Genomic DNA, 12721 nt, shown 5'->3' on the forward strand with positions numbered 1-12721 from the left:
CGACCGGGCGCGCGACGCCGGGCGACAGCCGGGTGCCGAAGGGTGCGCGGCATAGATCGATCCGGTCCAACAATGCGCCCCTAGACTGGGAGGACCCGTCATCGGACGGTTCCGTCCGCTCTTCCCGAGGACTCTTCATGCGCATCTCGCTCCGGCGTCGCCTCCTGCCCCTCCTGGCCGTGTCCGCGGCCGCCGCCCTCGCGCTCAGCTCCTGCGCCGCTCCGTCCGACGCCGGCGACGGCGCCGGCGAGGTCGTCTGGGGCGTGGACGGCAGTCTGCTGTCCTCCGGGCACATGGATCCGCAGACGAGCCAGCTGGACATCTCGGCCATGGTGCAGCGCGCGGTGCTCGACTCGCTCGTGTTCCAGAAGCCCGACGGCTCGTTCGTGCCGTGGCTCGCGACCGAGTGGACGGTCTCGGACGACAGCACCGAGTACACGTTCCGGCTGCGTGACGACGTCGTGTTCCACGACGGCGAGCCGTTCGACGCCGAAGCCGTCAAGGCGAACTTCGACCGCATCGCCGACCCCGCCACGGAGTCCGCGCAGGCCGCGAACATGCTCGGCGGGGAGTTCTACGCGGGCACCGACGTGGTCGACGCGCACACCGTGACGGTGCGGTTCTCGCAGCCGTACGCCCCGTTCCTCCAGGCGGCCAGCACCGCTCAGCTCGGGTTCTACTCGCCCAAGGTCCTGGCCTCCTCCGCCGACGACCTGAAGGCCGGGGGCCCGGGGATCACGGTGGGCACGGGACCGTTCGAGCTCACCGACTACACGCCGGACCAGGAGATCGTCTACACGCGCAACGCCGACTACGCCTGGGCGCCGGAGGGCGCCGAGGCCCCCGGGTTCGAGACGCTGCGCGTGCAGATCCTCCCCGAGCCGTCCGTGCGCGTCGGGGTGGTGTCGTCCGGTGAGGCCGATCTCGTGAGCCAGATCCCGCCGAACCTCGTGTCCGAGGTCGGCGGCGGCGTGACCGTCGAGGCGCAGGAGGAGCCGGGCCTGCCCTACTCGCTCTACCTGAACGAGAAGCACGGCGTGTTCGCGGACCAGCGGGTCCGTCAGGCCTTCTCGCGGGCCATCGACATCGACGCGTCCGTCGAGAAGATCTTCTTCGGCGAGTACCCGCGGGCCTGGAGCATCCTCGGTCCGACGACGCCCGGCTACGACGCTGACCTCGAGGGAACCTGGCCGATGGATCGCGAGCTGGCGAACCGCCTGCTGGACGAGGCGGGCTGGACCCAGCGCGACGCCGACGGCATCCGGATGAAGGACGGCGCCCGCCTCTCCGCCCGGTGGATCGCGTGGACGCCGGTGCCCGACGACCGGGCGGCGCTGGCCAACGCCATCCAGTCCGATCTCGCCGAGGTGGGCTTCGAGATCCAGCTCGAGAAGCTGGAGCCCGGCGCCTACAACGAGCAGTACGGGCCGAAGACGTTCGACCTCACGGACTGGAGCTTCTCCGGGGTCGACGCCGATCTGCTCCGGAGCCACCTGCACAGCGAGGGGTTCCAGAACGCGTCCCAGGTCTCGGACCCGCAGATCGACGCCCAGCTCGAGGCGGCCGTCGCCACGACGGACGCCTCGGCCCGGGCCGAGATCTACCGGGGTCTTCAGGAGTGGAACGCGGACCACGTGGCGATCGTGCCGCTCTACGTCCCGTCCAGCGTGACGGCGGTGGGGGAGCGCGTCCAGGGGCTGGGCTACGACCTCTACGGACGCCCGCTCTTCTTCGGCGTCCGTGTGGCCGACTGACCCGCGCCGAGGCGGGATGCGTGCTCGGGGGCGGAAGGCGCGCGGCGCCGTGCGACGACGCCTGATCCGGGTCGCCGAGGCGATCGGCTCCGTCGTCTTCGTGCTGTGGGCCGCGGCGACCCTCGCCTTCCTCGCGTTCCGGGTCATCCCCGGCGACCCCGTCGAGGTCATGCTCGGCCCCCAGGCGCAGGTGGGCGAGGCGGTGAAGGAGCGGATCCGCGCGGAGCTCGGTCTGGACCGCCCGCCGCTGGAGCAGTACGTCGCCTACCTCGGCCAGCTGCTGCGCGGCGACCTGGGCGAGTCCTACCAGCTCCGGATGCCGGTCGCCGAGGTGATCGGTCGGCAGCTCGGCGCGACCGTCCAGCTCACGGCACTGGCTCTGCTCATCGCGGTCGTGCTCGCCGTGTCCGTCGCGCTCCTCGTCCGCGGCTCGGCGGCCCGCGGGATCACGGCCGCCGTCGAGCTCGTCGTCCTCTCCTCCCCGGTGTTCTGGATCGGGCTCCTCCTGCTCAGCGTCTTCGCCTTCGGGCTCGGATGGTTCCCGGTCTCGGGCGCGCGCAACCCCGCGACCCTCGTCCTCCCCGCCCTGACGCTCGCGCTGCCGGTGGCCGCCCTGCTCGGGCAGGTGCTGCGCGACGGGGTGGAGGCCGCGGAGCGCCAGCCGTTCGCCCTGACGGTGCGGGCGCGGGGAGCCGGGCCGGTGCGTCTGGCCGCGCACCATACCCTCCGGCACGGCGCCGCCGGCGCGGTCACGCTCGCCGCGTACCTCGTCGGCTCCCTCCTGGGCGGCGCGGTGCTCGTCGAGACCGTCTTCGCCCGACCCGGTCTGGGACGGGTCACCCTGTCCGCCATCACCAACCGGGACCTGCCGGTGATCGGGGGCGTCATCCTGTTGAGCGCCGCCGTGTTCGTGGTCGTGAACCTGCTCGTGGACCTCCTCCAGCCCGTGATCGACCCGAGGCTGAGATCACCGGGGCCGGCATCGCCGACGAGGTCCCGGCGCGTGGATCCGGGCCGCGGAGCCGGGCACGCGACGGGAGGAGCGTCATGAGCCTCGGGCGGCGCATCCTGCTCGTCGCGGCTCTCGCGGTCCTCGCCGTGGTGGCCGTGGCCGCTCTCGCCCCGCAGCTGCTGACCGCGCACGACCCGCTGCAGACAGACGTCCGCTCGGCGCTTCAGCCGCCCGGGCCGGCCCACCCGTTCGGCACCGACCAGAGCGGCCGGGACGTGTTCTCCCGGGTCGTCCACGGCGCGGCACGCTCGGTCGGCATCGGCCTTCTCGCCACTGCGGCGGCCCTCGCGGTCGGATTGGTCGTCGGAGTGCTGTCGGGCGTCGCGCCGAGACTCGTCGACGCCGCGGCGATGCGGGTGACGGACGTGCTCCTCGCCTTCCCGGAGTTCCTCGTCGCACTCGTCGTCGTCGCGGTCCTCGGTCCGGGAGCGGCGAACGTCGCGGTCGCGGTGACCCTCGCCGCCGTCCCGGTGTACGTGCGGCTGGGGCGCGTGCAGACCCGCGCCCTCGCGGCCGCGGAGCACGTCGAGGCCGCACGGATCCTCGGGATCGGTCCCGTGCGCACCTTCGCCCGCCACGTGGTCCCCGGCGTCCTCGGCGCCCTGAGCGTCCTCGCGACCATCGGGATCGGGTCGAGCATCCTCGCCGCGGCCGGGCTGAGCTTTCTCGGGCTCGGTCCCGCGGAGCCGCAGCCGGAATGGGGGCTGATGCTCGCCGGCGGCCGCAACGTCCTCGGACAGGCCTGGTGGATCTCCGTCTTCCCCGGCGCGGCCATCACGCTGACCGTCGTCGCTGCGACGGTCGTCGGCAGACTCCTTCGGGCCAGAGCAGAGGGGAGGACGGCATGACCGGTGCCCAGGAGCCCGCTCTGCGCGTGCGGAACCTCTCGGTGCGCCTGGGCGGCGCACGGCTCGTGGACGGAGTGTCCTTCGACGTCGCGCCCGGTGAGTGCGTGGCGATCGTCGGGGAGTCCGGCGCAGGAAAGTCGCTGACCGCCGCCGCGCTGCTCGGGCTGACCCCGTCAGGCGCCCGGGTCGAGTGCGACGAGCTGCGGATCGCGGGCCGGGACGCCCGAGGCGCCTCCGAGCGGTCCTGGCGTCGGTTCCGCGGCGATACCATCGCGCTGGTCTCGCAGGACGCGCTCGTCTCGCTGGATCCGCTGCGCACCGTCGGCGCCGAGGTCGCCGAGCCCCTGGCGATCCACACCCGGCTCTCCCGGGCGGGCCGAAGCGCCCGCGCCGTCGACCTGCTCGCCGACGTCGCCGTGCCCGATCCCGCGCGCCGTGCCCGCCAGCGACCGCACGAGCTCTCCGGAGGGCTGCGACAGCGCGCCCTCATCGCCTCCGCGCTCGCCGCAGACCCCCGCGTGCTCGTCGCCGACGAGCCGACGACCGCCCTGGACGCGACAGTCCAGGCGCGCGTCCTGGGGCTTCTGCGGCACCTCGCGGACTCCGGGCGAGCCATCGTGTTCATCAGCCACGACTTCGCTGCCGTGGAGCGGGTCGCCGACCGCGTGCTGGTGCTCAGCGGAGGGCGGGTGATCGAGCGGGGCGAGGTCGCCGCTGTGATGCGGGACCCCCAGCACGACCAGACGCGCGCGCTCGTCGCCGCGAGCCGGCACCGGCCCCGCCCATCGGTGCCGTCCGGCGCCGACGCCGAGGTCGTCGTGTCGGCGGTGGGTGCATCGAAGTCCTACGGAGGGGTGCCCGCCGTGCTCGACGTGCATCTTCGGGTCGTGCGCGGTCGGACCCTCGGGCTGGTGGGGGAGTCGGGATCGGGCAAGACGACGCTCGCCCGGATGATCGTCGGCGCCGAGTCCGCCGACACGGGGCTCATCCGGGTCGCGGACGAGTCCGTCTCCGGCGGCGGGCGGCCGCAGCTCGTGCATCAGAACCCGCGGGGCGCCCTCGACCCCCGATGGAGCGTCGGCCGCTCGATCCGCGAGGCGCTGGAGGCCGCGGGAGTCCCGCGTGCGCACCGGGCGGGACGGGCGCGTCGGCTCCTCGCGGAGGTGGGCCTGGGCCCGGATCTCGCCCGGCGGCGTCCCTCCGCCCTGTCGGGAGGCCAGCGCCAGCGCGTCGCCATCGCCCGGGCCCTGGCTGCAGACCCGCGGATCCTGGTGTTGGACGAGCCGGTGTCGGCCCTGGACCCGACGGTGCGCGAGAGGGTGCTCGAGCTGCTGCGCCGGCTGCAGCGGGAACGGGCGCTGACCATGGTCTTCGTGTCCCACGACCTCGACGTCGTCGCGGCCGTCGCCGACGACGTCGCGGTCATGCAGCGCGGACGCATCGTGGAGCAGGGCACGGTGGCACAGGTTTTCGCGGCGCCGCAGCACCCGTTCACCCGCGAGCTGCTCGCCGCGTCGTCCGCGCACGGGGTGCGGAAGGACCTCAGTCCGTGACGAGGATGCCGGCGCCCGCCGCGAGCACCGGAGCCAGCTGCTGCACCTGGAACGCCGTAAAGGTGATGCCGCGGAGGCTGTTCGTGTCGGTGTAGGCGAGCGCGTCGAGGCCACGCAGATCCGCGTCGGAGGCGCGGAGGCCGCGCGTGTCCACCTCGTCGCTGCGGCATCCCTCGAAGCGCACGCGCGCGAGCTCGGCCTGGGGCACGTCGAGCGTGCGGATCGACGTGTCGACGACGAGCACGTCGTGCGCCGTCGCCCCGCCGAGCGTGAGGTAGTCGATGCGCAGGTCGCGCAGCTCGAGCTCGGAGACGTGCGCCCCGCTGAGGTCGAGCGTCCCGATCCGGCCCCGGGTGAGGCGGAGCCGCCGAACCGTGGCGTTGCGGAGCCCGAGCGACGCGATCCGGGCGTCCGAGACGTCGACGTCGAGGAGGGTCGCGCCCGTCAGGTCCACGGCGTTGGCGTCGGCCGAGAGCACGCACTGCTCGAGCGTCGCATGGGCGAGGTCGACCTCCCCGCGCAGATCGAGCCGGGCGGCGACCAGGTCGGCACGCCGAGCGGGGGCGGCCGGCGCGAGCGCGGAGGGCAGATCCGGCGGCGAGACACGGGGAGCGACGGGGGAGGCGGGGGTGCGGGCCATGGGGTGAGCGTAGGCGGGGCGACCGACACCGGCTCCGCGCCGCTCGTACTGCGGGTACACTGGGCGCAAAGCTGTGATCCGGCCATCACCGGGGAGCTCCCGGAAGAACGCCTCGAGAAGCTCGCGATCGAGGTCAGTAGAACCGGGCGGGGCAGGCCCGTCATCGCCGCAGTGAGAGTGGGTCCCGGCGCATCGTTCGCCGGGATCACGCGGGGTGGTACCGCGGCTCCACGGATCGGGTGTCCCGGAGTCGTCCTCGCAAGCAGCCACCGCCACGACACTGCGAGAGACGATGACCTACCCCCGCACCTCGGCCGCGTCCGGGACCGAGACCCCCGCCGGATCCGCTTTCGGTCCGGCCGCCGTCACTCCGAGCCCGCGCTTCCCGGAGATCGAGCGCGACGTGCTCGCGTTCTGGAAGTCCGACGACACCTTCCGTGCGTCGATCTCGCAGCGGGAGGGCGCCGAGGAGTGGGTGTTCTACGACGGCCCGCCCTTCGCCAACGGCCTGCCGCACTACGGGCACCTGCTCACGGGCTACGCCAAGGACCTCTTCCCCCGGTTCCAGACCATGCTCGGCAAGAAGGTCGACCGCGTCTTCGGCTGGGACACGCACGGCCTGCCCGCCGAGCTCGAGGCGATGAAGCAGCTCGGCATCACCGAGAAGGACGAGATCGAGCAGATGGGCGTCGGCGTCTTCAACGCCAAGGCCCGCGCCTCCGTGCTCACGTACACGCGGGAGTGGCAGGACTACGTCACCCGCCAGGCCCGGTGGGTCGACTTCGAGCGCGGGTACAAGACGCTCGACCTGGGCTACATGGAGAGCGTCCTGTGGGCGTTCAAGACGCTCTACGACAAGGGCCTCGCCTACGAGGGCTACCGCGTGCTGCCGTACTGCTGGCGCGACGAGACGCCGTTGTCCGCGCACGAGCTGCGCATGGACGACGACGTGTACAAGATGCGCCAGGACCCGTCCGTGACGGTGACGTTCCCGCTCACCGGTGCCAAGGCGGAGGCCCTCGGCCTCACCGGCGTGCGCGCGCTCGCCTGGACCACGACGCCCTGGACGCTGCCCACGAACCTGGCGCTCGCCGTGGGGCCTGAGATCGCGTACGTGGTCCTGCCCGCGGGCCCGGACGGCGCCGCCGACACCCACGCCGCCGATGCGCAGGACGCGGCGGCGGAGTCCGCCGCCCACCGCTACCTGCTCGCGCGGGAGCTCCTGGCCGGCTACGCCAAGGACCTCGGATACGCGTCGGCGGAGGACGCGCTCGCGGCCGTCGAGGCCACGCACCTCGGTGCGGAGCTGGCGGACGTCGCCTACGACCGCCTGTTCGACTACTACGCCGACACGGAGACCTGGGGGACGGCGAACGCCTGGCGCATCCTCGTGGACGACTACGTCACCACCGGCGACGGCACCGGCATCGTCCACCAGGCCCCCGCGTACGGCGAGGACGACCAGCGCGTCGCCGAGGCGGCGGGGATCCCGACGATCCTCTCCCTCGACGACGGCGGGCGGTTCCTCCCGCACGTGACCGATGTCGCGGGCGAGCTGTGGATGGACGCCAACACGCCGCTGGTGCGGCTGCTCCGCTCCGCCGGGCGCCTGCTGCGCCTGCAGAGCTACGAGCACTCCTATCCGCACTGCTGGCGCTGCCGGAACCCCCTGATCTACAAGGCGGTGTCGAGCTGGTTCGTCCGGGTCACCGACATCAAGGACCGCCTGCTCGCCAACAACGAGCAGATCACCTGGGTCCCCGAGAACGTCAAGCACGGCCAGTTCGGCAAGTGGCTGGAGGGCGCACGCGACTGGTCGATCAGCCGCAACCGCTACTGGGGCTCGCCCATCCCGATCTGGAAGAGCGACGACCCCGAGTACCCGCGCGTCGACGCCTACGGCTCGCTGGCGGAGCTGGAGCGCGACTTCGGTGCGCTTCCGCGCAACCCCGAGGGCGAGATCGACCTGCACCGCCCGTACATCGACGAGCTCACCCGGCCGAACCCCGACGACCCGACCGGCAAGAGCACGATGCGCCGCATCGAGGACGTCTTCGACGTGTGGTTCGACTCGGGATCCATGCCGTATGCGCAGGTGCACTACCCGTTCGAGAACCAGGAGTGGTTCGACTCGCACGCGCCCGCGGACTTCATCGTGGAGTACATCGGGCAGACCCGCGGGTGGTTCTACGTCATGCACGTGCTGTCGACGGCGCTGTTCGATCGGCCGGCCTTCACCGGCGTGAGCTGCCACGGCATCGTGCTCGGCTCCGACGGCTACAAGATGTCCAAGTCGCTGCGCAACTACCCCGACGTGTCCGAGGTGTTCGACCGCGACGGCTCGGACGCCATGCGGTGGTTCCTCATGTCGAGCTCCGTGCTGCGCGGCGGGAACCTGTCCGTCACCGAGGAGGGCATCCGTGCGGGGGTGCGCGAGTTCCTGCTTCCGCTGTGGAACTCGTGGTACTTCTTCGCCACCTACGCCAACGCCGCTCTTCCGGTCGTCGAGCGAGCGAAGGGAGGCGAGACGCCGCAGGGCTACACCGCGACCTGGCGCACAGACTCCGCGGACGTCCTCGACCGCTACATCCTCGCGCGCACCGGCGACCTCGTGCGGGGCGTGCGCGCCGACCTGGAGGGGCTGGACTCGACCACCGCGGCCGGTCGTCTGCGGGACTTCGCCGAGGTGCTCACGAACTGGTACATCCGCCGCTCGCGCGATCGCTTCTGGCTCGGCGTCACCGACGATCCGTCCAGCCGCGAGGCGTTCGACACCCTGTACACCGTCCTGGAGACGCTCACGCGCGTCGCGGCCCCGCTCGCCCCGCTCGTCACCGAGCGCGTCTGGCAGGGGCTCACCGGCGGTCGCAGCGTCCACCTGACGGACTGGCCGGACGCGGACCTGTTCCCGCGCGCCGACGACGTGCGGGACGCGATGGACGCCGTCCGCGAGCTGTCGAGCGTCGGCAACGCCCTGCGCAAGAAGGAGAAGCTGCGGGTGCGCCTGCCGCTTGCGCGCTTCACCGTGGTCTCGCCGCACGCGGCGGCCCTCGCCCCGTTCGAGGACATCCTCCGTGAAGAGCTCAACGTCAAGTCGGTCGAGCTCGTGGCGCAGACGCCCGCCACCGCGTCGGAGTACGGGATCAGCCACCGGCTGAGCGTCAACGCGCGGGCACTGGGGCCCCGTCTCGGCAAAGAGGTGCAGAAGGTCATCCAGGCCGCGAAGGCCGGGTTCTGGACCGAGGAGGGCGGCGTGGTCACCGCCGACGGGATCGAGCTGCGGGAAGGGGAGTACGAGCTCGCGCTGGAGACCTCGGGCCGTCCCGAGGGCGAGGCGCTCGCCGTGGTGCCCAGCGGGGGATTCGTGCTGCTGGACACCACGACGACCCCCGAGCTGGAGGCGGAAGGGCTCGCCCGGGACGTCATCCGCGCCGTGCAGGACACTCGGAAGAACGCCGGGTTCGACGTGAGCGACCGCATCGCCCTCGTGCTCACGTTCGCGGACCGGCGCGATGCGGACGCCGTGGCCTCCGCGTTCGCTCAGGCGGATGTGGCGGGGGAGACCCTGGCCCTCGCCTCCGCGGTCCGGTTCGGCGCGGAGGCGCTCGTCGAGGACGGAGACGTGTCGGTGCCGGCTGAGCACGAGGCGACGATCCCCGCGGGGACGTACGCCAACGCGGGTGACTTCACCGTCTCGGTGGGCCGGGTCGGACCGGGCCGCGGCCTCGAGACTGATGGGGAGGAGTCGCGGTGACCGACGACAGAGAGCGAGCCGACGCCGTCTACAGCGCGCTGCTCGCGCGCGCGGGCGAGCGGTGGGTGCAGCCGCGCAAGGAACGGACCGCGCGGCTGCTGGAGCTGCTGGACGACCCGCAGAAGACGTACCGCGTGGTCCACGTCACCGGGACGAACGGCAAGACCTCCACGGCACGGATGATCGAGAGCCTCCTGCGCGCCCACGGGCTGCGCACGGGGCTGTTCACCAGTCCCCATCTGGAGCGGTTCACCGAGCGGATCATGATCGACGGTCAGCCGATCGACGACGCCGCCGTGGCGGAGGCATGGGAGGAGATCGACCCGTTCGTCGCGATCGTCGACGCCGAGCTCGAGGCGGCCGGTGACGCGCCGCTGACCTTCTTCGAGCTCCTCACCGCGCTCGCCTTCGTCGCGGCCTCGGACGCCCCCGTGGACGTGCTGGTGCTGGAGGTCGGGATGGGCGGGTCCTGGGACTCCACCAACACCGCGGACGGCGACGTGGCGGTGTTCGCGCCGATCGATCTCGATCATGCGGACCGGCTCGGCGCCACCATCGCGGCGATCGCCGAGGTGAAGGCGGGGATCATCAAGGACGGTGCCTTCGTGGTCTCCGCGCGGCAGACGCCGGAGGCCGAGGAGGTGCTGCGGCGCGTCGCCGCGGAGCACGACGCTCCGATCGCCTTCGAGGGCGAGGGGTTCGCTCTCGTGGAGCAGCGGCTCGCGGTGGGCGGTCAGCAGATCACGGTGCGCGGACTCGCCGGCCAGTACGAGCAGGAGTACCTGCCGCTGTACGGCGCGCACCAGGGGTTCAACGCGGCGCTCGCGATCGCCGCCGTCGAGTCCCTCATCGGAGGCGCGGAGCGCGCGATCACCGGCGGGGTCCTCGCCGAGGGGCTCCAGGGCGCGAGCTCGCCGGGGCGGCTGCAGCTGCTCGGGGTGTCGCCCACGGTTGTCGTGGACGCGGCGCACAACCCGCACGGCGCCCGGGCCCTCGCCCAGGCACTGCGCGAGAGCTTCGACTTCGACGAATGGGGGCTGGTGCTCGGGGTCCTCGCCGACAAGGACGCCGCGGGCATCGTCGAGGTGCTCGCGCCCCTGGCCGCGCAGGTCTTCGCCACGGCTCCCGACTCCGAGCGCGCCACGGATGCGGATGGCATCGCCGACCTCGTCGAGCGCACGGGGACGCGCGTCACGGTGCATCCGTCGCTCGCCGACGCCGCCGACGCCGCCCGTGAATGGGCATCCTCCTCGGATCGGCGCGCGGTGATCATCGCGGGCTCCGTCGTCCTCGCCGGCGAGGCGATCACCCTGTCGGAGGATGAGGACTGGAAGAGCGGGTGGCGCGCATGACGCGGAACGTCCGTTCCCGTGCGCCGCGCGGTCTGGCGCAGAAGCTCGGCGCGATCGTGCTGGGGTTCGAGGCGATCGTCGTGGGGCTGGGCGGCCTGACCGTCTTCGGTCTGCGCGCCCTGCCCCCCGCGATCGAGCCCTGGTGGGCGATCGTCGGCGGCGCCGTGGTCGCGGTCGCGATGATCGTCGCGGCGGGTCTGCTGGGCTCGCGCTCGGGGATCGTGCTGGGATGGATCCTGCAGGTCGTCGTGCTGGCGTCCGCTCTGCTGGTCCCCGCGATGCTCGTCATCGCGGTGATCTTCGGCGGCATGTGGGCCTATGCGATGATCGCGGGTGGGCGCGTGGACCGCGCCGCCCGGGCCGCCGGCGGCCCGACCCCTGACCCCGCGCACCGACCGGGTGCGCAGACAGAGAGTGAGTGACATGCCCACGGAAGAGACCCTCGTCCTCGTCAAGCCGGACGGCGTCGCCCGCGGCCTGACCGGTGCGATCCTGGCGCGCATCGAGGCCAAGGGGTACGCCCTGGTCGACATCCGCCTCGTCGAGCCGGACCGCGAGGTGCTGGAGGCGCACTACGCCGAGCACGCGGGCAAGCCCTTCTACGAGCCGCTGCTCGAGTTCATGATGTCCGGTCCGTCCGTGGCGATCCGACTCGCGGGCAACCGCGTGATCGAGGGCTTCCGCTCGCTCGCCGGCACCACCGACCCGACGACCGCGGCCCCCGGGACCATCCGTGGCGACTTCGGTCGGGACTGGGGCCTGGCGGTGCAGCAGAACCTCGTGCACGGCTCGGACAGCCCCGAGTCGGCGGCCCGCGAGCTCGGCATCTGGTTCGGCTGAGCACTCCGACGACAGGCGAAGACCCCGCCCCTGTTCGCAGGGAGCGGGGTCTTTCCGTCGGAGGCCTCCGTCAGAAGAGCAGGCCGGCCACCTCGCCGAGGAGGTCGAGGCCGCGCAGCTGCGCCAGCAGGATCACGACCGCGTACGCGAGGATCGTGGCCAGCGGGACCCAGGCCATCAGCCGCGCGGCCCGGGCCTTCACCGTCGGCGAGGACGAGAACGTCCCGTTGCGGAACAGATGGAGGACCGTCGCGAAGAAGGTGGGGATCGTCACGGCCCAGGTCAGCATGCACCACGGGCACAGGACGCCGAGGTTCGGCGCGTAGAGGCTCTGCCCGATCAGCCAGCACACGAAGCCGAACGCGAAGGTGACGCCCGCGCCGAAGGCCCCCCAGAACCAGCGGGGGAACCGTGCACCCGCGAGCAGTGCCACGCCGACGACCATCGGCGCCATCCAGCCCGTGAGGCCGATGATCGGGTTCGGGAAGCCGAACACCTCTCCCTGCCACGAGTCCAGGTTCTTCCCGCACTGGATCATCACGCTGATGTTGCAGCCCAGCACGGCGTCGGGGTTCTCCAGCTGGATGATCTTGTCGAGGGTCAACTGGAACGCCGCCCACCATCCCACCACGCTCGCGACGATGAGCCAGATGGCGTATCCGACCGGGCGGGTGCGCTGCGCTGTCATGCCTCGGATTATGCCAGCGCGTCGCTATGACCAGGGTGGGATCGTCCGGGAGAAACCGGGGCGCGGCTCCGTCGGTGCCGCGAAGAACACGCCGAGGTGCGATAATGAGGGGGATGCTCGACCCGGCCGGTGCCGGGGGAGGCATCGCACGCAGACTTCGGAGGCGAACGCCTCCATCGCGATCAGAGCGTCCTCGCCGATCGCAGACCGTTCAGTACGCAGGGCTCGCGAGCGCTGCATGAGATTCCGCGGCGGCAGAGCCGACGCGCAGGGAGTACGC

Annotated in this window: 10 protein-coding genes; 8 read left to right on the top strand and 2 right to left on the bottom strand. The window is 72.3% G+C overall.

Annotated elements, in window-relative coordinates:
• Positions 1–137: 137 nt before the first annotated feature.
• From K8F61_RS02900 to K8F61_RS02915, 4 genes are read left to right on the top strand one after another with little or no spacing between them, the layout of a single operon-like run.
• Positions 138–1754: an ABC transporter substrate-binding protein gene (locus tag K8F61_RS02900; protein WP_231820620.1), complete on the top strand. Its 1617-nt coding sequence runs from the start codon at positions 138–140 to the stop codon at positions 1752–1754.
• A 49-nt stretch (positions 1755–1803) separates the two neighbouring features.
• A complete protein-coding gene (locus K8F61_RS02905; protein ID WP_231820621.1) occupies positions 1804–2805 on the top strand; it encodes an ABC transporter permease in 1002 nt (333 codons plus the stop codon).
• Positions 2802–3614 (top strand): ABC transporter permease, encoded by an 813-nt coding sequence (locus K8F61_RS02910; protein WP_231820622.1) that lies wholly within the window; start codon positions 2802–2804, stop codon positions 3612–3614. Before K8F61_RS02905 ends, K8F61_RS02910 begins: the two co-directional genes overlap by 4 nt.
• Positions 3611–5167, top strand: a complete 1557-nt coding sequence (locus K8F61_RS02915; protein ID WP_231820623.1) for an ATP-binding cassette domain-containing protein — start codon at positions 3611–3613, stop codon at positions 5165–5167. The genes K8F61_RS02910 and K8F61_RS02915 overlap by 4 nt, the downstream gene beginning before the upstream one ends.
• Here K8F61_RS02915 and K8F61_RS02920 read toward each other — a convergent pair.
• Complete coding sequence (locus K8F61_RS02920; protein ID WP_231820624.1) at positions 5157–5807, bottom strand: pentapeptide repeat-containing protein; 651 nt, start codon at positions 5805–5807, stop codon at positions 5157–5159. The two genes, K8F61_RS02915 and K8F61_RS02920, sit on opposite strands and share 11 nt — an antisense overlap.
• A 292-nt stretch (positions 5808–6099) precedes the next feature.
• On the opposite strand from K8F61_RS02920, the gene ileS reads away from it, so the two are divergent.
• The 4 genes from ileS to ndk are packed head-to-tail and all read left to right on the top strand — an operon-like array spanning position 6100 to position 11753.
• Positions 6100–9561, top strand: coding sequence for an isoleucine--tRNA ligase (gene ileS, locus K8F61_RS02925; protein WP_231820625.1), 3462 nt, complete (start codon positions 6100–6102; stop codon positions 9559–9561).
• On the top strand, positions 9558–10913 hold the full coding sequence (locus K8F61_RS02930) for a bifunctional folylpolyglutamate synthase/dihydrofolate synthase (protein WP_067244811.1): 1356 nt from the start codon (positions 9558–9560) through the stop codon (positions 10911–10913). The genes ileS and K8F61_RS02930 overlap by 4 nt, the downstream gene beginning before the upstream one ends.
• Positions 10910–11335 carry a DUF4233 domain-containing protein gene (locus tag K8F61_RS02935; RefSeq protein WP_157517966.1) on the top strand — a complete coding sequence of 142 codons (426 nt, stop codon included), beginning with the start codon at positions 10910–10912 and terminating at the stop codon, positions 11333–11335. Before K8F61_RS02930 ends, K8F61_RS02935 begins: the two co-directional genes overlap by 4 nt.
• A gap of 1 nt (position 11336) precedes the next feature.
• Complete coding sequence (gene ndk / locus K8F61_RS02940) at positions 11337–11753, top strand: nucleoside-diphosphate kinase (protein WP_067244815.1); 417 nt, start codon at positions 11337–11339, stop codon at positions 11751–11753.
• A 70-nt stretch (positions 11754–11823) separates the two neighbouring features.
• Here ndk and K8F61_RS02945 read toward each other — a convergent pair whose 3' ends face one another.
• Complete coding sequence (locus K8F61_RS02945) at positions 11824–12441, bottom strand: vitamin K epoxide reductase family protein (RefSeq protein ID WP_067244818.1); 618 nt, start codon at positions 12439–12441, stop codon at positions 11824–11826.
• Between the last annotated feature and the right edge of the window lie 280 nt (positions 12442–12721).

The sequence above is a fragment of the Microbacterium resistens genome (genome assembly GCF_021172025.1).
GTDB classification, from domain to species: Bacteria; Actinomycetota; Actinomycetes; order Actinomycetales; family Microbacteriaceae; genus Microbacterium; species Microbacterium resistens.